Source organism: Luteimicrobium album (assembly GCF_030161555.1).
GTDB lineage: Bacteria > Actinomycetota > Actinomycetes > Actinomycetales > Cellulomonadaceae > Luteimicrobium > Luteimicrobium album.
Genome location: NZ_BSUK01000001.1, coordinates 2,364,323 through 2,382,814, shown reverse-complemented (window position 1 = coordinate 2,382,814; position 18,492 = coordinate 2,364,323). Strand labels below are relative to the sequence as shown.

Genomic DNA, 18,492 nt, shown 5'->3' with positions numbered 1-18,492 from the left:
CGTGACGGCGGACGCACCCGACCCCGACCGGCCCACCGACCTGCGCCACGACGACGCAGCCCGCGCCCGGTACGAGGGCGTCAAGCGCCGCCTCGCCCGACAAGAGTGGTCGGACAAGAACGCGTACGCCGACGCCAAGGGCCCCGTCATCGAGGCGATCATGTCCGGCGCCGAACGGTGGGCCGCGTCGACGGGGTGGACCGTGTCCCGGGCCTAGGCTGGCGGCCGTGCCTCCCACCGACGCGTCCGCGCCTCCCGTCCGCCTCGTCCTCGACTGCGACACCGGTACCGATGACGCCGTGGCGATCATGGCCGCCGTCGGGCATCCCGGCCTCGACCTGCTCGCCGTGACCACCGTCAACGGGAACGTGGCCCTGCCCCGGGTCACGGAGAACACGCTGCGGGCTCTCGACGTCGTCGGGTGCACCGTCCCCGTGCACGCGGGGTCGCCGCGCCCGCTCCTGCGGCCCGACTTCCCGATCCCCCGGGACGTGCTCAACGGCCGGGACCCCGACTTCCAGCCGGCCTACCTCGACCTGCCGCCGGCCCGCAGCCGGGCGGCCTCCCACGAGGCGGTCCGGTTCCTCGTGGACTTCTACCGGGACCCCGCGCACGACGACGTCACGCTCGTCGCGACCGCGCCGCTCACCAACGTGGCGCTCGCCCTGTCGGTCGCTCCGGACCTGCGTGAACGCATCCCCCGGCTCGTCCTCATGGGTGGCGGCGTGGCGGGCGGGAACGTGACCGCCGCGGCGGAGTTCAACCTCTGGGTCGACCCGGAGGCCGCGCTGATCGTGCTCGAGGCAGGGATCCGCGACGTCACGATCCTGCCGCTCGACGCGACGCAGAGCGTCCCGCTGACGCTCGCTGACTGTGACGCGCTCGACGCGCTCGGCACTCCGGGCGCGGTCGCGGCGGCGCGCCTGGTGCGGCACCGGATCGAGCACGACCCCGACGAGGAGCGCGCCGCGACGTACGGCCCGTGCGCGCCCGTCCACGACGCGCTGTGCATGGCGGCGCTCGTCGACCCGGACGTGGTCACGAAGTCCGTGACGTGCCCGGTGAAGGTCGAGACGAGCAGCGAGCGGACGCTCGGCGCGCTGCTCCTGGATCGGCGCTCGTGGAGCACGGACGCACCGAACGCCACCCTGGCGCTGCGCGCCGACCGCGACCGCTACCTGGCCTTCCTCACGGCCGCGCTCGGCGCCTGAGCAGGCGCCGACGGGGAGCAGCGGAGCTCACGTCGCGCAAGCGGATCTCGCAGCGAGCAAGCGGCCGGAACCCTCTTGCTCGACGCCGAACCCGCTTGCTCGGCGACCCCGACCTACGCCCAGTCGACGCCCGGGCTCGCGTGGAACGCGAGACCACGCTCGCGCCACCCCGCCGACTCGCGGGCGACGCGCGACGCAAAGTCCTCCCACGACCGCGCGCCGGCGGGCGTCCACGCGACCTCGGCCGACGCCGCGAGCCGCGGCAGCAGCCGCATGAAGAGGGTGTCCTCGTCGGGGATGCGCTCACTCCAGATCGCCGCCTCGACGCCGACCACCGCGTCCCCGTCGACCCCCTCGACGGCGGTGTCGGGCTCCCAGTCGTAGGAGTCGCGCAGCTCGACGGGCGGCATCGAGGCGCCCCAGTCCTGGCCCCGCACGTCGTCGGCGTCGTACTTCATGTCGAGGTAGACGCGGTCCGCCGGCGACAGGAGGATCTTCGCCCCGCCCGCGACCGCGCGTCGCAGCGGCTCGGTGTCCTTGCGGACCTCCCAGTACTGCACGACCGTGCCCGCGGGCAGCTCGGCCTCGGCGATCTCCTGCCAGCCCACGACCTTCTTGCCGGCGGCGGTGACGACCTCGTGGGCGAGCAGCACGAACCGGCTGTACTCCTCCGCGCCCAAGGTGAAGACCTCGTCGCCGCCGATGTGGACGTACTCGCCCAGCGTCGCGGCGGCCATGTCGCCGAACACGTCCCGCAGGAACGGCTCGGTCTCCGGCAGGTCGAACGACAGCTTGCTGAACCCGACCTCCTCGCCCCCGAACCGGTCGGTCGGCTCGCCGCCCGGGACCAGCGCGCCGTACGCGTGCGTCGCGGCGTTGGTGTGCCCCGGCATGTCGAACTCGGGCACGACCTGCACGTAGCGCTCGGCCGCGTACTCCTGCAGCCGGCGGAACTCGTCCATCGTGTAGAACCCGCCGACGCCGTCGCCGATCTCCCCTTGCCCGAGATCTCCGTGAGCAGCGGGCGCGACGGCAGCTCGAGCCGCCAACCCTGGTCGTCGGTCAGGTGCAGGTGCAGCACGGACAGCTTGTAGCGGGCCATCACGTCGATCACGCGCTCGACGACGTCGGGCTCGAAGAAGTGCCGCGCCACGTCGAGCGACAGCCCGCGCCACGCGTACCGGGGCGCGTCCTGCACGACGACGGCCGGCAGCACCGCGCGACCCTCGCCGTCGGCGGTGACGAGCTGGGCGAGGGTGGTGAGGCCGCGGAAGAGGCCCTCCGTCGTGGGCGCCGTCACCGTGGCACCGGCCGACGCGACCTCGACCGTGTACCGCTCCGGTGACATGGCGCCGTCGGGCCCCGCGGCGTCGTCGAGCACGAGGGTGAGCGAGGGCCCCTCGGAGGCCTCCCCCGTCAGGCCGAGCAGGTCGCGGGCCACGGCCGCGAGGCGCTGCTCCTCGTCGGACGGCCCGGCGACGACGCCCAGGCCGTCGAGCGGCAGGCTCCCGTCGGTGGTCCGGACCTGCGCGGGGAGCGGGACGAGCGGGGGCATGCGAATCCTTTCGACCGGACGTGGAGCCCCGATGCTCTCACGCCTGTGTCACGCGTGCGTGACACAGGCGTGGCCGTCAGGTGGTCAGGCCCGGAACCTCGACCGATGGCCCCGTACCACCGTTCAGGTCGTGCGCGCCGAGGAACAGCGTGACTCCGAGGACGAGGAGCAGGATCGTCACGCCCGAGATCACGACCCCGGCGATCGCGAAGCCCCTGCCCCGCTGACCGGTCCGCTTGATCTGACGCAGCGCCACGAGCCCGAAGACCAGCGCGAGGATCGATCCGACGCCCCAGAGCCAGACGAGCGACAGCACGAACGACGCGATCGCGAGTCCCGACATGGGCGCCTGGACCGGGTAGGGCGGGTAGCCGTACCCGGGGTACGGCGGGTAGCCGGACTGGGGCGGCGGGTAGGCGCCGTTGGGCTGCTGCGCCGGCTGAGGCTGGACGTACGGCCCGCCGGGCTGCGGCGGGTACGGGTCGCTCATGCGGGGAGTATGGCACCGCCGAGCGTGCGGTAGGGGTCGGTCGCGGGGAGGAACTGCACGGGGATCTCCGGCACGAGCCCGCGCAGCCACCGTGCGGCGTCCGCCATGCCCTCCTGCTCCGACGGCACGTGCCCGACGACGACCAGCCCCTTCTGGATCCCGGCCGCCTCGAGGTCGGCCGCGTAGGCGCCGGTCTCCCACTCGTGCCCCTCCCCGATCACGGCGACGTCGACGTCGTCGCGCTGCAGGAGGTGCCGGTTGCGCTCGAAGCCGCGGAAGCCGAGGTCGAGCCCGACGCCGGACACGGGCAGCGCCGGGTCCCCCACGAACCGCAGCGCCCGTGCGCCGAGCGCGGACGCGACGTGCGCGCCCAGCTCGCCGAGCGTCGTCGGCGCGAGCGCGTAGACCCCCACCGCGCCGGGGACCTCGCGGCCCGCCCAGCCGAGCGCGCCCGCCGTCCCCTCGTCGACGCCGTCGGGCGTGCGGTCGTGCCACGCGTCGTGCAGGTGCCACACGCGCAGCCCGCGCTCGGCGACCAACGCCGCCTTGGCCCGGTAGACGGGGTCGTCCTCGGCCGCGAGCCGCGGCTCGGCGTCGTTCCGGTGGTCGTAGTAGAGCGGCTCGTGGGTGATCACGAGGTCGAGCCCCTCGTCCGCAGCGCGGCGCAGGACGTCGAACGTCGCCATCATCGTGACCGCGACCCCTCGGACGGGAGCCTGCGGGGCGCCTGCGAGGAACATGTCGACCGTGTCCGGGCGGCGGGGCGCCCCCACGTGCTGGGTGATGCGGTCGACGACGTCCTGGGCGGTCAGCATGGCGCCCACCCTAGAGGTCGCGTGGGCGGGCGCCCGCCGGGTGCACGCCTACCGCGCGCCCGCCCGGTACGCGGCGTCGGCCTGCGCGGCCGCCGCCTCGAGCTCGGCCTCGGGCACGGGAAACCCGGGGAACCGGGCGATCCGGCGCAGCGGGATCGCGCGCATCATCTCGCCGACGCCGGGCGCGAAGAACATCGCCGCCGCGCGGGGCTCCGCCTCGAGCTGCGCGCGCAGCGCGGGGCCGGCCACGGGGTGCGCGAGCCAGGCCTCGACGGTCGAGTCGATCGTCAGCTCGGGGACGACGACCTCGCCCGTGAGCTCGACCTCCGTCTCGAGCCGCACCTCCCGCGACGATGCGCCCACCCGGATCCCGAACCGTCCCGGCTCGGCGACCCACCGCGACACCTCGGGGTGCCAGAACTGGAACGCGCGTGCGTCGAGCTCGACCTCGACGCGCTCGGACGCTCCTGCGGCGAGCTCGACGACGCCGAACCCGCCGAGCTCCTGGACGGGCCGGAACACGGTCGACTCGGGGTCCGTCACGTACACCTGGACGACCTCGTGACCGGCCCGCTCGCCCGTGTTGGTCACGGTGAGGGCGACGCGCACGCGCGGGGCGGGGCCGTCGTCGAGCACCTCGACGGCGAGGCCGGAGTACGCGAACGTCGTGTACGACAGGCCGTGGCCGAACGGGAACGCGACCTCGAGGGCGCGCGCGTCGTACCAGCGGTAGCCGATGAGCAGACCCTCGCCGTAGCGGACGTGCCCGGCCTCGCCGGGGAAGTTCCCGAGCGCGGGGTTGTCCTCGTAGCGCAGCGGGAAGGTCTCGGCGAGCCGCCCCGACGGGTTGGCGCGGCCCAGCAGCAGGTCGGCGACGGCGCCGCCCCCGCCTGGCCGAGCAGCCAGGTCTCGAGGATCGCGGCGGCCCGGGCGCGCCAGGGTGCCACCTCGACGACGGACCCGTTGCTGAGCACGACGACGACCCGCGCACCCGCCTCGGCGAGCGCGTCGAGGAGCGCGAGCTGCTGGGGCGGCAGGTGCATGTGCGCGCGGTCGAAGCCCTCCGACTCGTACGCGTCCGGGAGCCCGAGGAACAGCACGACGACCTCGGCGTCCCGCGCGGCGGCGACCGCCTCGTCGCGCAGGGCGGCCGTCGTCTCCGCGGGGGCGTCGTCGTCGAGCGCGTAGCCCGCAGCGAAGACCACGCGCTCGCCGAGCACGTCCTGGAGCGCCGGCAGCGCCGCGTCGACGCGCGTCGGGGTGACCTGCGACGAGCCGCCGCCCTGGAAGCGCGGGGTGCGGGCGAGCTCCCCGACGACCGCGACCGTGCCCGACGACGCCGGGTCGAGCGGCAGCACGCCGTCGTTCTGCAGGAGCACCGCGGACCGGGTGGCGGCCTCGCGGGCGAGCGCGTGGTGCGCGTCGAGGTCGGCCGCAGGCCGGTGCGTGAGCGCCGGCTGCGACTTCGCGACGAGCTCGAGGACGCGCGTGACGGCGAGGTCCACGTCCGCGAGGGACAGCTCGCCTGCCGCGACCGCGTCGAGCACGCGCTGGGTGCCGAACCCGCCCGACGACGGCATCTCCAGGTCGAGGCCCGCGTGCACGGCCTTCTCGCGGTCGAGGACGGCGCCCCAGTCGGACACGACGACGCCCTGGAATCCCCACTCGTCGCGCAGGACGTCGGTGAGGAGCCAGCGGTCCTGCGACGCGAAGACGCCGTTGATCCGGTTGTACGAGCACATGACGGTCCAGGGCTGCGCCTGCGTGACGACGCGCTCGAACGCGGGGAGGTAGATCTCGCGGAGGGTGCGCTCGTCGACGTCGGCGGACACGCTCATGCGGTCCGTCTCCTGGTTGTTCGCGGCGAAGTGCTTGAGCGACGTGCCGACGCCCTGGCTCTGCACGCCCTGGACGAACGCCGCCCCGACGGTGCCGGCGAGCCGCGGGTCCTCGGAGAAGTACTCGAAGTTGCGCCCGCACAACGGCGAACGCTTCATGTTGACGCCCGGGCCGAGGACGACGGACACGCCCTTGGCGCGCGCCTCCTCGCCGATCGCGGAGCCCACGCGGGTGAGGAGGTCGGCGTCCCACGTCGAGGCGAGGGCGGCGGCGGGCGGGAACGCGACGGCCGGGTCGGCGGCGAGGAGGCCGAGGTGGTCGCCGTCCTCGGCCTGGGCGCGCAGGCCGTGCGGGCCGTCGGACAGCCAGATCTTGCCGATGCCGAGGCGCTCGACGGGCGTCGTGCGCCACACGTCGGAGCCGCCGAGGAGCGCGGCCTTCTCCTCGAGCGTGAGCTGCTCGACGAGCGCGGCGACGTCGAGGGCGGGGTCGGTGGTGGTGGTCACGGTGAGGACTCCTGTGTCCGGGCGGCCCGGGGCGGCCGCGTCGGGACGACGGTAGCACCGATACCGACCGTACGGTCGGGTTTCACCAGTCGCGGCCCTGCGCGCGCGGCTAGGGTTGAGGACGTGCCGACGCCGACCACCGCCCCCACCGCCCCCGCCCGGCGGGATCGCGCGCGGGCGGGTACGCGAAGGGGCGGGCGCGACGGCGGCAGATCATCGACGCCGCCACCGAGCTCTACGCCGAGCAGGGGTACCGCGGCACGTCGCTGCGGGACGTCGCGGCACGCGCCGGGATCTCCCACCCGGGCCTCCTGCACCACTTCCCCACCATGGAGGCGCTCCTGCTCGCCGTCCTCGAGCACCGTGTCGCCGAGGACGTCGCACGCTTCGGCCTCGGCGCGGGGCGCGGCGTCGAGGCCCTCCGACGGCTCGTCGACCTGGCCGCGTGGAACCAGGCCCGGCCCGGGATCGTCGAGCTGTTCGTGGTGCTGTCCGCCGAAGCCACCGCCCCCGACCACCCCGCGCACGCGTACTTCACGGCCCGCTACGACGCCGCTGCCGAGACCATCGCGACGGCGTTCGCCGACGCACAGGAGGCGGGGCAGCTGCGCGGCGACGTCGACCCCGACGTCGCCGCCCACCGCGTCGTCGCCCTCATGGACGGGCTGCAGGTCCAGTGGCTCTACCGCCGCGACGCCGTCGACATGGCCGGGGAGCTGCGCGACGCGATCGACGGGCTGCTCCGCGACCCGCTCCCCGGGCGCTGACGCGCCGCAGCTCGTCTGCGGGTCGCGTCAGACCTTGTTGCCCGCCAGGACGAGCGTCCCGCCGAGGCCGATCATCATGCCCCCGCCGGTCGCACGGACGGCGGCGAGCCTCCGCGGCGAGCGCGCGAACCAGTGGCGGGCCGTCCCCGCCACGAGCGCCCACGTCCCGTCGCACACGAGCGCGATCGCGGTGAAGACCGCCCCGAGGACCATCATCTGGAGCGGGACGTCGGAGGCTCGCCCGTCGACGAACTGCGGCAGCACGGCGACGAAGAACACGACGGTCTTCGGGTTGGTCACGCCGACCACGAAGCCCTGGCGCAGCACGCGCCACGACGAGCCCTCGCGACATCGCGGCTCGTCGCTCTGCTCGACGGCCACCCGCCGGTGCCGGATCGCCTGGACCCCGAGGTAGACGAGGTACACACCACCCACGAGCTTCACGGCGCTGAAGAGCAGGATCGACTCGGCCACGACGGACCCGACCCCGAACGCGACCGCTCCGACGAGCACGAGTGCGCCGAGCTCGTTCCCGACGACGCTCAGCAGCCCGCCGCGACGCCCGAGCGACAGCGACCGGCCGATGACGAAGAGCACGCTCGGGCCTGGGATGAGGATCAGCAGCAGCGACGCGAGGGCGAAGGCCAGGACGCTGTGGGACGACGGCACGAGGCTCAACGTAACCCGCGCTGGGCATGAAAGAAAGGGCCGCTGACCTGGGTCAGCGGCCCTTCCGAGGGTGGAGCTAGGGGGATTCGAACCCCCGACCTTCTCATTGCGAACGAGACGCGCTACCAACTGCGCCATAGCCCCTCGAGCGGGCACCAGAGTAGCACCCCACCGGGGGTGGAGTGGAAATCGGCGACGCGGCGGGCGTGGGCCGGGTCGGCGCCGCGGGGGCCGCCTGGTGCGCGACGAAGCGGGCCACGGGGCTGTCGTCGCGCCACCCGGGATCGACGGGCGGTCGCTCCCGTGCCGAGCGCAGGGCGGTCAGCTCGACCGGGTCGGGCAGGTCGGCCCCGTCGCCCCAGATGCCGTGCGGCACGGGTGTCGTCCCGCGTCGCCGGGCGACGACGTCCCACGGGGTCCCGCGCAGCAGCAGCACGACGACCGAGCCGATCAGACCGAGTGCGATGGCGATGGCGAGCACGAGCTCGAGGACCTGTTCCATGCCTCCACGGTCCGCCGGACGGCCGGACGGGACGAGTGGCAGTCACGACACCCTCGACAACATCCTGCCAACGGTCGTACGGTCGGATCAGTGTCAGGGTGACGTTGCCGCTTCGCGGTGGTTGGGTCCTGACCACCGGGGTGTCTGACGCGTACGGTCGCTGCCTTCGTGGCTTGCATCCGAATTGTCGACGTCCTGGTGGGAGGGACCGGCCGGCGTGACTTGATAGGAGCGTGGCATCGCCCCCGACTGAGGTTTGTCCGCCGGCCGGCCCGACCGTTCCTGTCCCGTCGCGAAAACGAGGAGGCGATCACCATGGTCGTCGTGATCGGTGCGGGCGTCCACAAGGCCACACACACGCTGGTCGCGGTGGACGAGGTCGGCAAGGTGCTCGGGCAGGGCGTGTTCCCCGCCCGCCGTGAGGGGCACCTGCGGGCGCTGGGCTGGGCCCGGCGAGCGTTCAAGGACCGCGAGCTGGTGTGGGCCCTGGAGGACTGCCGGCACCTGACAGGCCTGCTCGAGCGTGACCTGCTCGGCGCCGGGCAGCGGGTGGTGCGGGTCTCCCCGAAGCTGATGGGGACCGCGCGCCGGGCCGGGCGTGAGCGTGGCAAGTCCGACCCGATCGACGCGACCGCGGTCGCCCGGGCCGCTCAGGCCCACCCGGACCTGCCCGTGGCCCGCCACGACGAGGCCTCCCGGGAGCTGAAGCTCTTGGTCGACCGGCGTGAGGACCTGGTCACCGAACGCACCAGGATGATCAACCGGCTGCGTTGGCACCTGCACGAGCTCGACCCCGACCTCGCACCCTCAGCAGGGTCCTTGGACCGGGCCGTGGTCGTGACCGGGTTGCGTGAACGGCTCCTCACGCTCTCGGGCCTGGTCGCTCAGATCGCCGTAGAGGTCCTGGACGACATCGGCGTGCGTAACGCCCAGGTCCGTGACCTGGATCGACGCATCGCTGCGGCAGTGGAACAGGCCGCGCCGGTGCTGCTCGAGGTCCCGGGCTGCGGGCCGCTGACCGCGGCGAAGATCGTGGGCGAGACCGCCGGGATAGAACGGTTCCGCTCCGAGGCCGCCTACGCGATGTTCACCAGGACCGCCCCGATCCCTGTCTGGTCCGGGCAGACCGCGGGCCGGGTGCGCCTGAACCGTGCCGGGAACCGGCAGCTGAACTGCGCCCTGCACCGGATCGCGATCACCCAGGTCCGTCTCGGTGGCCCCGCCCGCGACTACTACGACAAGAAGCGCGCCGCCGGGAAGACCTCGACCGAGGCCTACCGGTCCCTACGCCGCCACCTGGCCCGAACGATCTACAACACCCTCAACCACAACGGCCAAGCCGCCGCGGCAGCACCCCTGCCAGCCGCAGCTTGACATAGGAGATTCTCAGATGTTGCACAGCGTGGGCGCCGTCGTGGTCGACGGCCTGTCGATGTTCGAGTTCGGGATCGTGTGCGAGGTCTTCGGGATCGACCGCACCGAGGACGGTGTGCCGAACTTCGACTTCCGCATCTGCGGCGCCGAACCCGGCCGGCCCGTCCGCACCAAGCTGGGGCTCGACCTCGTGCCGTCGTACGGCCTCGACGCGCTCGACGACGTCGACCTCGTCGCCGTCCCCGCGACCACGATCCACCGCGGCCAGGACCCCGCGGTCCTCGATGCCCTGCGCCGCGCCGACGCGCGCGGCGCCCTCCTCCTCAGCGTCTGCTCGGGCAGCTTCCTGCTCGCGGAGGCCGGGGTGCTCGACGGTCGCCGCGCCACCACCCACTGGATGTACACGGACCGGCTCGCCCGCGAGTACCCCGAGATCACGGTCGACCCGGACGTCCTGTTCGTCGACGACGGCAACGTCGTCACGAGCGCGGGGACCGCGGCGGGCATCGACGCGTGCCTCCACCTCGTGCGGCGCGAGCTCGGCAGCGAGGTCGCGAACATCGTCGCGCGTCGCATGGTCGTGCCCCCGCAGCGCGAGGGCGGTCAGCGCCAGTTCATCCCGCAGCCGGTGCCGCCGTGCGACGACGACTCGCTGCGCGAGGTGCTCGAGTGGGCAGGCGAGCACCTGACCGAGCCGCACACCGTCGCGAGCCTCGCGGCCCGCGCGTTCCTGTCGCCCCGCACGTTCGCTCGACGGTTCACGGCCGAGACGGGCACGACGCCGGGGCGCTGGCTCACCACCCAGCGGGTGCTGCGCGCCCGCTACCTCCTCGAGAGCACCGAGCTCGACCTCGAGACCGTCGCCCGCGAGTCCGGGTTCGCGACCGCCGCGCTGCTCCGGCACCACTTCCGCCGCGTCGTCGGGAACACGCCGTCCGGCTACCGCGATGCGTTCTGCCCCGCGGCCTGAGCTCGGCGGGCGAGCTACTCGCCGACGGCGCGGCGCCGCGCGAGGATCGCGTCGAGCGAGAGCCCGAGGGTCTCAGTCGTGGCACGCGGCTCGTCGCCGGCCGGCGGGGCGGGGGTCGGGGTGCGGAGCTCGGCGGGCACGCGGACGCGCCCGGGAGCAGCCAGCGGCGCCAGCTCCTCCGCGGACACCGGCGCCGGGGTCGGCTCCGGCAGCGGCGCGGGGAGCGGCGGACGCGGGGCGCCCCCGCGGTCGGCTTCATCGTGTACGTGGGCGGCGGCACGGGGACCGGCTCCCACGTGGCGCTGGCCCCCTGGGCCGTCGGAGCGGCCTCCCGACCGCTCGCCGCGCGGGGCGGCGAGGGCACCGCGGACGCGTCCTGCGCCGTCGGGCGCTCGGCACGCTCGGTGCGCCGGGCAGCGGCCCGGCGTGCGCGGTCGAGGTCCTCGGCGGTGATCCGCGGGATCATCTGGGTCGCGGTCTGCGACGTCTGCACGGCGTGGCCGGTGACGCGACGACGGTCGCCGCGCGCCGTGTTGCGCGGGGCGAGCGGGCTGCCGAGCGCCTGACGACGGGCGTCGAGCGCCCGACGACGCGCAGCCTCGAGCCGGGCCTGGTCGGCCCGCCGTGCCGCGACGACGACGCGGCGTCCGAGCGCGAGCACGCCCGCCAGCAGCACGACCGGCACGAGGAGCACGGGCCACGGCAGCGCACCGAACCCGGCGAGCACGCCGGCGACCACGGTCGCCGCCACGAGCGCCAGGGTGAGGACCGCGCGACGCCGCGCGGCCGCGCGCCGGGCGTCAGGACGGGTGGCGGGTGCCGGCCCGAGGGCGCGGCGGGGCTCGGTGTCGTCCTGCGACTCGACGCTCATGTCCCCCGCCTCCTCACGACCTCGGATCCCCCGCGCCTCGTGCGCGCTCATCGCGAGCAGCGGGACACCTCCCGTGACGACCGGGCCCTCCGCCGCGAGCGCGACCTCGGGCATCCTTCGCCCGACGACCGCGAGCACGCGCAGGCCCCCTGAGAAGCGGTCCGACGTCCGCGCGTCGGCGACCTGCTGCCGCATCCCGACCCGCAGCGGCACGTAGTACGCGAGCCAGGCAGCGAACAGCACCACGGCTGCCGGCCCGGCCCACGACGTCATCACCCCTCGACGGTAGGCGAGGGTGCGGTGCGACGCCGGACTCACGACGGCGTGTCGCCGCGCCGACCTGCGTCGGTGGTGCTCCAGGTCCGCCGCCAGCGTGCGAGAAGCCCGTCCGGGGCCTCGTCGGCGGTCACGGCGAAGCTCCGGTGGTCGCACCAGCGCCCGTTGATGTGCAGGTACCGGCGACGCAGTCCCTCGTCGCGCAGGCCCAGCTTCTCGGCGACTCGCAGGCTCGGCCCGTTCTCGGGACGGATGTTGACCTCGACGCGGTGCAGGCCGAGCGCGGTGAAGCAGTGGTCGGCGGTGAGCGCGACGGCCGTCGGCACGATTCCGCGGCCCGCCACGTGCTCGGAGACCCAGTAGCCGATCGTGGCCGAGCACAGGGAACCGTACGTGATCGACGACGCCGTGAGCTGCCCGACGAGTTCGCCTTCGTACTCGATGGCGAACGGGAGCGTCGTCCCGGAGCGCGCCTGGGACGCGAGCAGCCGCACGTAGCCGCCGAAGGTCGGTGCGGCACCGCGCTGCGGACGGGGCGACGTCGCCTCCCACTGCCCGAGCCACGTGGCGTTCCGACGGCGCAGCTCCATCCAGTCGTCGGCGTCACCGCGCCGCAGCGGTCGGAGGACGACCTCGCCGTGCGGCCCGAAGCCGCGCAGCACCACGGGCCACGGGCGCCCCGAACCGGCCGGTCTCAGTGGCACCCGGCACCGCCGCAGGCGTCGAAGGTCATGGGCAGACAGTAGCGCTCCGCGGGGTTCCCGTGCCGGTTCGTCCGAAGTGTTCCCGCGGACCGGTCGAGGCCGGACGGTGTCGTCGTGGGTTCCGTTTGCCACAATGTCCCTATGACGTCCGGCAGCGCACAGCCCTACCCCCGACCTCCGGCCTCGAGCCGGAGGACGCGAAGGAGGAGCTGCGGCGGGCGATCCGCACGGTTCGGGAGGCCCGCTCCGAACGCCTGCGGCGCGAGGCCGCCGAAGCGCTGGCCGACGTCGTGGAGACGATCCCCGAGATCCAGGACGCCCGGTGCGTCGCGGTCTACGCGGCCCGCGCGACCGAACCGGGGACGACTCCGCTCATGGACCGGCTCGCGGCGCGCGACGTACGCGTCCTCCTCCCGGTGCTCGGAACGGGGCTCCAGCGCAACTGGGCCGAGTACGCCGGGCGCGACGACCTCCGTGTCCGGGCGCCCGGCCGACCGCCGGAGCCGGGCACGCCCGAGCTGCCCGCCGAGGCCGTCGGGGACGCCGACGTCGTGGTGGTGCCCGCGCTCGCCGTTGACACCACCGGCATGCGCCTCGGCCAGGGTGGCGGTTGGTACGACCGGGTGCTCCAGCACACGCGCTCGGACGCGCGGGTCGTGGCCGTCGTGTTCCCGGACGAGGTCTACGACGCGGCCGAGCGGCCCCTGCCGTCGGAGTCTCACGACCAGCGCGTGCAGGCCGTCGCGACGCCCGCGGGGTGGCGCGAGCTCGGCGTATGATTAGCACTCGGATCATCTGAGTGCCAGCCGGCGGTGGGTCCGCCGGTCCACTGCCCGAGGAGCCTCTACCGTGCCCACCTACGCCTATCGCTGCGCCGACTGCGGCCACGCTTTCGACATCCAGCAGTCCTTCTCCGACGACGCCCTGACCGTCTGCCCCGAGTGCGGCGGCACACTGCGCAAGGTCTTCTCGGCCGTCGGCGTCGTCTTCAAGGGCTCCGGGTTCTACCGCAACGACTCGCGGTCCTCGAACGGTTCGAAGAGCTCGTCCTCGACCAGCTCGACCACCACGCCGAAGAGCACCACGGACAGCACCGGCTCGAGCTCCCCCTCGTCGACCACGACGAGCAGCACCCCGACGAGCTCGGGCACGAGCGGGTCGTCGACGTCGAGCAGCTCGGCCAAGGCCGCCTCCTGACCGCACGGGACTCGGCTGCCCGCCGGTCCTGAAGGTCGACGCACGCCCTGGGGACGGCGCGCGTCGTGCACATCCTGCGTCCACCGCGCGCCGCCCGGGCGGTGCCGACGCCTAGCGTCGCGCCGTGCCCTTCTTCCGCAGCCGTCCTGTCGGCGTCCCGCCCGCGCACACCCCGTCGTCCCGCCACGGCAGCGGTGGCGCAGCCCGGTTCCGACACCACGCGGCGCGCGCCTTCTGGCGGGCTCGGTTCGCGGTCGCCGCGATCGGCCTGGGTCTCGCCGCGTCCCTCGTCGTCGGTGCGCTGCGCCCCGCTCCCCTGCCACCGTGGCGGTGCTCGTCGTCGCGCACGACGTCGCCGCCGGCACGAGGCTCGACTCCCACGACCTGCGGGTCGCCCGGGTCGCGACGGCCCTCGCCCCAGGGAAGGCGTTCCACGCCCCCGACGACGCAGCGGGCCGGGTCGCCTCCGTCGCCTTGGCTGCCGGGACGGTCGTGACGCCGGGGCTCGTCGCTGCGGGCGGCGTCGCGGCGAGCGCCCCCAAGGGCCGCGTCGTCGTCGCCCTGAGCCTCGGTGACGACCCCGCCGCCGCACTGCTGGGGCCCGGCGACCACGTCGACCTGCTCGCCTCCACGACGGACGCGGCCGCGAGCGAGGCCTCCGCCGGCGCCGCCACGACCGCCGACGACGCCAGCGCCGACCCGGGCGACGGCGACGCGGCGAAGAAGGACCGGGCTCCGCGGGCGACGTCGTCGTACCTGGCGCACGACGCGCTCGTGCTCCCGGCGCCCCGCGTCGACGACGACTCCGGCGGCGGGGTGCTCGGCGGTGGCGGGACCTCGGACTCCGCACCGACCCTGGTCGTGGCGGTCACCGCCACGGAGGCAGAAGCCATCGCGGGCCGCCCCGACTGGGCGCGCGTGACCGCGGTCTTCGTGCGCTGACGACACCCGGACGCGACACGTCTCTACACCTCAGTTCCGTGACGCAGGCACGCACGCATGCTTTGATGGCTTCGACCCGATCGCAGCACGAGGGGATTCCCGACCCATGCGCAACGTCTTCAGTGGTTTCCGCGACTTCATCCTGCGTGGCAACGTCGTCGAGTTGGCCGTCGCGGTCGTCATCGGCGCTGCGTTCAGCGCAGTCGTGACTGCGGTCGTCGACTACTTCGTCAACCCGATCATCGGCGCGATCTTCGGCAAGCCCAACTTCGACAGCATCTGGGACATCACCCTCCGCCACGGACCCAACCCGGGATCCAGCAGCGACGACGCGGTCATCAGCGTCGGCCACCTGCTCACGGCGATCGTCAACTTCCTCATCATCGCGGCGGCGATCTACTTCATCATCGTGCTGCCGATGAACAAGATCAACGAGCGCCGCAACCGCAACAAGGTGGCCGAGCCCACTCCCGTGGCGGACGACGTCCAGCTCCTGACGGAGATCCGCGACCTCCTCGCGCAGCAGCAGCGCCCCGGCCAGTCGTAGGCCACCGGCCTCGCGTCCGGACGTCTCGTACGCAGGCGGGCCGCCGCCGGACATCCGTCCGGCCGCGACCCGCCTGCGTCGTGAAGACGGTCAGTTCGGCGACGCGACGTCGGGGCGCAGGTGCGCCCCGTAGGAGGGGTCGACGCACGGCACGACGGCGAAGAGCGTGCGCTCGAGGAAGTCGACGAGCTCCTCGGGCGACAGCTCGCTGACCAGCACCCCGTCGACGAGCGACTCCTCGGCGAACGCGACCCACGAGCGCAGCGTCATGCGCAGCATCGCGGTGTCGGGGATGCCGAGCTCCTCGCAGACGATCCGGAGCCGTTCCATCTGCAGCGCGCGCGCCTGCTGGACGACCTCGCGCACCTCCCGGTCCCCCGACGCCGCACCGCGCACGAGCGAGAAGAACGTGTCCTCGTGCTCGCGCACGAACCGGACGAGGTTGCTGAGCGTGGCGTGGAGCCGGTCGAGGGGCGCGAGGTCGAGGTCGGGCTCGGTGGCGCGGAGCAGGCCGTCGCGGGCGGCGCGCACGACCTCGCGGTGGAAGCCCTGCTTGGAGCCGAAGTAGTAGAAGAGCAGCCCGCGCGAGACCCCCGCCTGCTGGGACAGCCGCTCGATGGTGAGCTCCTCGAGCGAGTGGTCCGCGAGTGCCTGCACGCCGATCGCCACGAGCTGGGCCCGACGCTCGTCGGGTGACAGACGTGTGCGTCGTTCGTCGCGCCTGCGCTGGTCCGCCATGCCCTGAGCATAGCCACGACGGGCCGTTACTGACTCGATGCAAGTTAGCTATTGACACGCGTTCAGTAGGCTCCGTACCGTCTCCCCCATGAGCGACGACGACGTCATCGACGACGTGCTGCCCGGGGGTTCCCGGTACGCGCGCTCACGCACCGCTGCGATGCGGCAGCACCGGCGGAGCGACGCCTCGTCGCCCGCCCCGTCATGAATCGAGGAGGATCCGTGAAGTTGAAGAAGCTCACGAGCACGCGCCGGGGTCGCGTCGCGCTCGCTGCGGTGCCGGCCGCTGTCGCCGTCACCGTCCTGATGGGTGGCGTCGCCAGCGGCGCCGTGCCCGTCTCGTTCGCCGTCTCCGGCGTCCCGTTCCAGGTCGGCGCGACCGACCTCGAGGGCGACGGCTTCTCGCAGTACTCGGGTGTCGCAGTCGACGCGGACGGGAAGCAGAACCCCGTCGCGATCTCGGCGATCCAGGACGCGACCCTCACCAACCTGTGCCAGTCCGTCTCGATCCCCGGCGCCCCCGTGGGGCTCAAGATCACGGCCGGCGGCGGCAAGAAGCCGGCCACGGCACAGAACCTCCTGATCGGGATGACCGACCTCAAGGGTGACGCGACGTTCTCGAACATTCGCATCGGGATCGACGCCTCGAAGGTCCAGACCACGGCCAAGGGCACCAAGGGCGACTTCGCCCAGGACGCGGACCACGTGAGCATCAAGGACCTGCAGCAGACGTCCCTGAGCACCCAGGCTGGCACCTTCACGCTCAACGGCCTGCACCTGTTCATCACGTCCCCCAAGGACACCTGCTTCTGACGCACGACGTCCCGCCCGTGGGTCCGCGGCCCACGGGCGGGACGCCCCCGCGACGTACCACCACCTCGACCGACGAAGGAGTCCTGAGGGTGACCACGACACCGCACGAGACCGACGACACCACGGCCGTCGACACCGCGACCGTCGACACCTCCGAGCGCGCAGCCGCGACGGCAACGCGCCGTGAGCGGTTCCGCGCCTGGCGCCGGTCACGTCCGTTCTGGGGCGGGCTCGTGACCATCGTCGCGGGGTTCGAGCTCTTCGGCTCCGGCCAGCTCGACTTCGGGCACCTGCACCTCCAGTTCGGCATCCAGGGCATGCAGGCGACGATCCTGCCGATCGTTCTGGTCCTCCTCGGAGTCCTCGCGTGGACGATGCCCGTACACCGGGTGTTCTACGGCGTGATCGCGCTGGTGGTCTCGGTCTACTCGCTCATCGGCGTCAACCTCGGCGGATTCCTCATCGGCACGATCCTCGGCATCGTCGGCTCGATCATGTCCCTCTCGTGGCTGCCACGGGACACCGCGAACGCTCAGGAAGCGAGCGAGACCGAGACCGCACGCCCCCGCCACGCCGAGGGCCTCGACCTCACCGGCTCCGCCCCCAGCACCGACGACACGCTCGTCCTCGACGCCGCCCCGGGGCCGCGCCCTTTCTCGGGAACGCCGGCTGAGGCCGGCGTCTCGCCGCGCCGCCGCGCACGGCTCAACGCGATCGGTGCGGGCGTCCTCGCGTCCGCGCTGAGCGTCGGGGGCACCGGGCTCCTCGGTGCCGGCGCCCTCCCCGTCGCGGCCGCCGCCAGCAGCGAGCAGAGCGGCTGGTGCGTCCTCGACCCCCTCCACGTGTTCTGCCCCGCCGCCGACGAGTCCGCTTCGGACGACGCGACCAGCGCGCCGAGCGAGTCGCCGACGTCGACGGCCTCCCCCACCGAGGACGCCACCACCGACGGCGGCGCGGCCGCCGGGGGCACGTCCGGCGATGGCACGTCCGACGACGGCCCGTCCGGCACCGAGACCTCCGCACCGACGGACGGGGCGACCACGGACGAAGGCGCCGGGTCCACCGGCGGCGGCACGCCGTCGTCGGGCACGGACGACGGCGCCGGGACGGACGGCTCCGGCGCCGCGACCACCGATCCTTCGGACGGCGCTGCCGGTGACGACAAGGCCGATGACACCACGACGGACGACGACACCACGACCGACGACAAGAGCGACGGCACGACCGACCAGGAGTCGATCGAGGCCGCCGCGAAGGAGGGCGTCGCCGCCCTCGCCGACGAGCTCAAGCTCTGCCTGGGCGAGGGGAAGGACCTGGGGTCGTCGTCGGACGTGACGGTCCCGAACCTGGCGGCCCACCTGTCCGGCTCGAAGTTCCAGATCACCAACTCTTGGTACAAGGGCAACGTGACGCTGCCGCGCGTCGACGGCACGACCGTGCGGGCCATGAAGTTCACGGCCGACAAGGCCGTCGTCCCCGGGTTCCGGCTCGACGTCCCCGCCAAGGCCGACGGCAGCCAGGGTCTGGTCGCGACGTCCGACTCGATCACGATGAAGGGCGACGTCCTCCTCTACGCGACGAAGTTCTCGGGCAAGCTCCTCGGCATCCCGCTCACGTTCACGCCCGAGTGCGCGCCCCCGGCTTCATCCCGCTCCCGTCCATGACGGACGTCAAGATCGAGATGGTCGCGAACACGGCCGACTCGC

Annotated in this window: 19 protein-coding genes, 1 tRNA gene and 3 pseudogenes; 12 read left to right on the top strand and 11 right to left on the bottom strand. The window is 73.5% G+C overall.

What is annotated here, in order from left to right; genetic code table 11:
• The first annotated feature begins 1 nt into the window (after nt 1).
• Together QQK45_RS12350 and QQK45_RS12345 are read left to right on the top strand one after the other, a co-directional pair.
• Nucleotides 2–217, top strand: a complete 216-nt coding sequence (locus tag QQK45_RS12350; RefSeq protein ID WP_284293509.1) for a GrpB family protein — start codon at nt 2–4, stop codon at nt 215–217.
• A gap of 10 nt (nt 218–227) precedes the next feature.
• Nucleotides 228–1,211, top strand: coding sequence for a nucleoside hydrolase (locus QQK45_RS12345; RefSeq protein ID WP_284293508.1), 984 nt, complete (start codon nt 228–230; stop codon nt 1,209–1,211).
• Between the two features lie 113 nt (nt 1,212–1,324).
• Here the strand turns inward: QQK45_RS12345 and QQK45_RS12340 are convergent.
• The 5 genes and pseudogenes from QQK45_RS12340 to QQK45_RS22290 all read right to left on the bottom strand — a co-directional run.
• Nucleotides 1,325–2,766: pseudogene (locus QQK45_RS12340) on the bottom strand (beta-N-acetylhexosaminidase).
• A 76-nt stretch (nt 2,767–2,842) separates the two neighbouring features.
• Complete coding sequence (locus tag QQK45_RS12335; RefSeq protein WP_284293507.1) at nt 2,843–3,256, bottom strand: DUF4190 domain-containing protein; 414 nt, start codon at nt 3,254–3,256, stop codon at nt 2,843–2,845.
• On the bottom strand, nt 3,253–4,071 hold the full coding sequence (locus tag QQK45_RS12330) for a Nif3-like dinuclear metal center hexameric protein (RefSeq protein ID WP_284293506.1): 819 nt from the start codon (nt 4,069–4,071) through the stop codon (nt 3,253–3,255). Before QQK45_RS12330 ends, QQK45_RS12335 begins: the two co-directional genes overlap by 4 nt.
• Nucleotides 4,072–4,119: 48 nt before the next feature.
• On the bottom strand, nt 4,120–4,707 hold the full coding sequence (locus QQK45_RS22295) for a fibronectin type III-like domain-contianing protein (protein WP_348525360.1): 588 nt from the start codon (nt 4,705–4,707) through the stop codon (nt 4,120–4,122).
• A gap of 93 nt (nt 4,708–4,800) precedes the next feature.
• Nucleotides 4,801–6,137 (bottom strand): annotated as a pseudogene (locus QQK45_RS22290) (glycoside hydrolase family 3 C-terminal domain-containing protein); the annotation flags it as partial.
• A 491-nt stretch (nt 6,138–6,628) separates the two neighbouring features.
• On the opposite strand from QQK45_RS22290, the gene QQK45_RS12320 reads away from it, so the two are divergent.
• Nucleotides 6,629–7,183, top strand: coding sequence for a TetR/AcrR family transcriptional regulator (locus QQK45_RS12320; RefSeq protein WP_348525359.1), 555 nt, complete (start codon nt 6,629–6,631; stop codon nt 7,181–7,183).
• Between the two features lie 27 nt (nt 7,184–7,210).
• On the opposite strand, the gene QQK45_RS12315 is transcribed toward QQK45_RS12320, so the two are convergent.
• Together QQK45_RS12315 and QQK45_RS12310 are read right to left on the bottom strand one after the other, a co-directional pair.
• Complete coding sequence (locus tag QQK45_RS12315) at nt 7,211–7,852, bottom strand: LysE family translocator (protein ID WP_284293505.1); 642 nt, start codon at nt 7,850–7,852, stop codon at nt 7,211–7,213.
• A gap of 71 nt (nt 7,853–7,923) precedes the next feature.
• Nucleotides 7,924–7,996 (bottom strand) — tRNA-Ala (locus QQK45_RS12310).
• A gap of 673 nt (nt 7,997–8,669) precedes the next feature.
• On the opposite strand from QQK45_RS12310, the gene QQK45_RS12305 reads away from it, so the two are divergent.
• Complete coding sequence (locus tag QQK45_RS12305; RefSeq protein ID WP_284293504.1) at nt 8,670–9,728, top strand: IS110 family RNA-guided transposase; 1,059 nt, start codon at nt 8,670–8,672, stop codon at nt 9,726–9,728.
• 16 nt (nt 9,729–9,744) lie between these two features.
• Complete coding sequence (locus QQK45_RS12300; protein WP_284293503.1) at nt 9,745–10,698, top strand: helix-turn-helix domain-containing protein; 954 nt, start codon at nt 9,745–9,747, stop codon at nt 10,696–10,698.
• A gap of 14 nt (nt 10,699–10,712) precedes the next feature.
• Here the strand turns inward: QQK45_RS12300 and QQK45_RS12295 are convergent, their stop codons facing one another.
• Nucleotides 10,713–10,886, bottom strand: a complete 174-nt coding sequence (locus QQK45_RS12295) for a hypothetical protein (RefSeq protein ID WP_284293502.1) — start codon at nt 10,884–10,886, stop codon at nt 10,713–10,715.
• Between the two features lie 308 nt (nt 10,887–11,194).
• On the opposite strand from QQK45_RS12295, the gene QQK45_RS12290 reads away from it, so the two are divergent.
• Nucleotides 11,195–11,722 carry a hypothetical protein gene (locus QQK45_RS12290; RefSeq protein WP_284293501.1) on the top strand — a complete coding sequence of 176 codons (528 nt, stop codon included), beginning with the start codon at nt 11,195–11,197 and terminating at the stop codon, nt 11,720–11,722.
• Nucleotides 11,723–11,883: 161 nt separating this feature from the next.
• On the opposite strand, the gene QQK45_RS12285 is transcribed toward QQK45_RS12290, so the two are convergent.
• On the bottom strand, nt 11,884–12,549 hold the full coding sequence (locus QQK45_RS12285; RefSeq protein WP_431310268.1) for a GNAT family N-acetyltransferase: 666 nt from the start codon (nt 12,547–12,549) through the stop codon (nt 11,884–11,886).
• A 125-nt stretch (nt 12,550–12,674) separates the two neighbouring features.
• Between QQK45_RS12285 and QQK45_RS12280 the strand changes: the two genes are divergently transcribed.
• Nucleotides 12,675–13,328, top strand: coding sequence for a 5-formyltetrahydrofolate cyclo-ligase (locus QQK45_RS12280; protein WP_348525220.1), 654 nt, complete (start codon nt 12,675–12,677; stop codon nt 13,326–13,328).
• Nucleotides 13,329–13,398: 70 nt separating this feature from the next.
• A pseudogene (locus tag QQK45_RS22285) lies at nt 13,399–13,539 on the top strand (FmdB family zinc ribbon protein); the annotation flags it as partial.
• 14 nt (nt 13,540–13,553) lie between these two features.
• Here the strand turns inward: QQK45_RS22285 and QQK45_RS22280 are convergent.
• Complete coding sequence (locus QQK45_RS22280; protein ID WP_348525386.1) at nt 13,554–13,733, bottom strand: hypothetical protein; 180 nt, start codon at nt 13,731–13,733, stop codon at nt 13,554–13,556.
• Nucleotides 13,734–14,070: 337 nt separating this feature from the next.
• Between QQK45_RS22280 and QQK45_RS12270 the strand changes: the two genes are divergently transcribed.
• Together QQK45_RS12270 and mscL are read left to right on the top strand one after the other, a co-directional pair.
• Nucleotides 14,071–14,688, top strand: coding sequence for an SAF domain-containing protein (locus tag QQK45_RS12270; RefSeq protein WP_284293499.1), 618 nt, complete (start codon nt 14,071–14,073; stop codon nt 14,686–14,688).
• 106 nt (nt 14,689–14,794) lie between these two features.
• Nucleotides 14,795–15,235 (top strand): large conductance mechanosensitive channel protein MscL, encoded by a 441-nt coding sequence (gene mscL, locus QQK45_RS12265; RefSeq protein WP_284293498.1) that lies wholly within the window; start codon nt 14,795–14,797, stop codon nt 15,233–15,235.
• 90 nt (nt 15,236–15,325) lie between these two features.
• On the opposite strand, the gene QQK45_RS12260 is transcribed toward mscL, so the two are convergent.
• Nucleotides 15,326–15,973 (bottom strand): TetR/AcrR family transcriptional regulator, encoded by a 648-nt coding sequence (locus tag QQK45_RS12260; RefSeq protein WP_284293497.1) that lies wholly within the window; start codon nt 15,971–15,973, stop codon nt 15,326–15,328.
• A 222-nt stretch (nt 15,974–16,195) separates the two neighbouring features.
• Here QQK45_RS12260 and QQK45_RS12255 point away from each other — a divergent pair, with 222 nt between their 5' ends.
• Both QQK45_RS12255 and QQK45_RS12250 read left to right on the top strand, forming a co-directional pair.
• A complete protein-coding gene (locus QQK45_RS12255) occupies nt 16,196–16,786 on the top strand; it encodes a DUF6230 family protein (RefSeq protein ID WP_284293496.1) in 591 nt (196 codons plus the stop codon).
• An 89-nt stretch (nt 16,787–16,875) separates the two neighbouring features.
• The gene (locus QQK45_RS12250) at nt 16,876–18,450 is read left to right on the top strand and encodes a DUF6114 domain-containing protein (RefSeq protein ID WP_284293495.1); all 1,575 of its coding nucleotides are present in this window, start codon (nt 16,876–16,878) and stop codon (nt 18,448–18,450) included.
• Nucleotides 18,451–18,492: the final 42 nt, after the last annotated feature.